Annotated in this window: 2 protein-coding genes and 1 pseudogene; 1 reads left to right on the top strand and 2 read right to left on the bottom strand. The window is 28.2% G+C overall.

What is annotated here, in order from left to right; all coding sequences use genetic code 11:
• Positions 1 to 60: 60 nt before the first annotated feature.
• Positions 61 to 909 carry a patatin-like phospholipase family protein gene (locus tag G3997_RS03790; RefSeq protein ID WP_296648362.1) on the top strand — a complete coding sequence of 283 codons (849 nt, stop codon included), beginning with the start codon at positions 61 to 63 and terminating at the stop codon, positions 907 to 909.
• 205 nt (positions 910 to 1114) lie between these two features.
• On the opposite strand, the gene G3997_RS03785 is transcribed toward G3997_RS03790, so the two are convergent.
• Entirely contained in the window at positions 1115 to 1975 is an 861-nt protein-coding gene (locus G3997_RS03785) for an EamA family transporter (RefSeq protein WP_296648357.1), read from the bottom strand.
• 184 nt (positions 1976 to 2159) lie between these two features.
• Positions 2160 to 2676, bottom strand: a pseudogene (locus G3997_RS11545) (polysaccharide deacetylase family protein); the annotation flags it as partial.

Here is a 2676-nt window from a genome sequence, read left to right as displayed (position 1 = left end):
TATACATAAATACAACTTTATACTAAAATGTATTATATATTTATATCTAGGAGGTATATTGTGGATAAAATAGGCTTGATTTTAGAAGGCGGAGGTATGAGAGGAATTTACACAGCAGGTGTTTTAGATTTCTTTATCGATAAAAATATAGAAGTAGATTTAGTTGTGGGAGTTTCTGCTGGTGGATGTCATGCTGCTTCTTACCTTTCAAAACAATATAAAAGAGCATTTCATTCAAATGTTGACTACTTAAATGATAAAGATTATATTAGCTTTAAAAATTTWATTAAAACAGGTTCTATATTTGGTATGGATTTTATGTTTCAAAAAATACCTAATGAACTAAATTTATATGATTATGATACTTTTAATACTTCWAAATCAAAATTTACAGTTGTAGCTACAAACTGTGAAACAGGAGAAGCAGAATACTTTTCATTAACTGATATGAAAAAGGATATAATCTACCTTCAAGCATCTTGTTCTATTCCTATGTTTGCAAATATAGTAGAAGTTGATGGATATAAGTTAGTCGATGGTGGTGTTGCTGATTCTATTCCTATTGAGTATGCATTAAAGGAAGGGTGTAAAAAGAATATAGTTATACTTACTAGAGATAAAACTTATAGAAAAAGTAAGGTGAAATTTTCTTCTTTTGTAAAAAGAAAATATAAAAAATATCCTAAACTAATTAAAGCTATAGAAAATAGACATTTAAATTATAATAAAAGTCTAGATTTAGTTAAATCTTTAGAAGAAAAAGGTGATGCTTTTGTCATTAGACCTAAATCTCCTGTTAAAGTTAGCCAAATTGAAAAAGATGTAGACAAACTTACTAAGTTATACAATGATGGGTACAATGATGCTAAAGAATCATATGAAAAAATTATGGAGTTTATAAATAAATAGCTTATTTCATTTANNGATTCGCTTGAGCGACGTGTCGGCGAATCACTTTAAGCCACGTGTGGGCGCTATTTTTTATTTCGCCAACGATATATCCTTGCTCCCGCTACGGATATATCCGTTGCTCAAAAAGGCACTAAATTTAAGTTTTAAAATCTTAAATTTAGTGCCTTTTTACTTTAGGCTATGTTAGCTAACTTCGNGACTATTATATTAGAAGCGTAAGTGTACCAACTACCATTATAATAAGACCTATAAATGATTTTTTAGTTAGTTTTTCTTTTAAGAATATATATGAAAAAATAACTGTAACTAATATACTTAACTTATCTATAGGTACTACAATGCTTGCTTCTCCATCTTGAAGTGCCCTATAATAACATAGCCAAGAAAGTCCTGTCGTTATACCAGATAAGCATATAAATATCCAACTTTTCTTATCTATTTTCTTTATCTCACCTTGTTTCTTAGTGACAAATACAACTATCCATGCCATAATAAGAACAACTATTGTACGAATTGCAGTACCTAAATTTGATTCAACTCCTACTATACCTATTTTTCCAAGAATAGATGTTAAACTTGCAAATACTGCTGATAATATAGCATAAAGCATCCACTTGTTATTATGTATATGTATTTCATTGTCTTCTTTTTTCATAATCATCATGTATGTACCAACAGATATAAATATCATTCCAAATACTTTTGTAACATTAATACTCTCACCTAAAATTATAAATGCAAGTATCATTGTCAAAACTGTACTTGATTTATCGATAGGTGTTACCTTATTTACATCCCCCAATTGAAGAGCTTTAAAGTAACATAACCAAGATGCTCCTGTTGCTAGTCCTGATAATATTAAAAATATTAAACTTTTACTACTTATATATGATATTTCATTAAATGAACCAACAATAAAAACCATCATCCATGAAAATACTAATATAACAATAGTACGTATTGCAGTGGCTAAATTTGAATCTACATTATTTATTCCAATTTTAGCTAGTATTGATGTTGCACCTGCAAATAATGCAGCACCAAAAGCAAATAATATCCACATAAACTTCATCCCCTATTTTATATATATTTTTATATTATTAATAAAGCTATAAATTTTATTTTCAATTATCACATATAAATGAATATACTTCAATACCTTAAATAATATATATCATTTAAGTTACCCCTATATATCATATATTAATTTATCAAAACTTGTGAGTATTTGTAGATAGTCTTTTTTATTATGATAATGTTTTAAATTCATATCCATTRTCTTTGAAGTATTTTATTATAGTTGGAAGAGCTTTAGCTGTCTCTTCTTTTCCGTAAGTATCGTGCATTAATAAAACAACTATATCTTTACCTTCAGATGTTTTTATAGCATAATCTGCTAACTCTTGAGCATTTTTCTTTCTACCTTCAGCATCTGCATTTAAGCATTCCAATCTATAGAAACCATGTTGTTTTTAGAAATATAATTATCTAAAGCATCCATACCTTTCCATGACATATGACCGCCTGGACATCTTAGAACTCTTGTAGAGAAGTACTTACCAAGAACTTTCTTTAATNATCATCAGTTTTCTTAAAATCAGCTTTAAATGCTTCTAAGTCTAAAGTTCTATTTGGATATAATGCACGGTAATCATGACTGTAAGAGTGATTAGCTATAGCATTTCCATATTCAAATGACTGCTTTATTAAATCTTCAGCCTTTTTGCCGCCTCTTTCTATATTTTCTCCTGTAACAAAAAAAGT

The sequence above is a fragment of the Romboutsia sp. 13368 genome (genome assembly GCF_018336475.1).
GTDB lineage: Bacteria > Bacillota > Clostridia > Peptostreptococcales > Peptostreptococcaceae > Romboutsia.
The sequence above is the reverse complement of the archived record's forward strand: the minus strand, read 5'-3'. Positions and strand labels throughout refer to the sequence as shown.

Bases quoted from the DNA above. Each gene is read 5' to 3' on its own strand.
- G3997_RS03785 (WP_296648357.1), bottom strand. From the start codon at position 1,975: ATGTGGATATTATTTGCTTTTGGTGCTGCATTATTTGCAGGTGCAACA.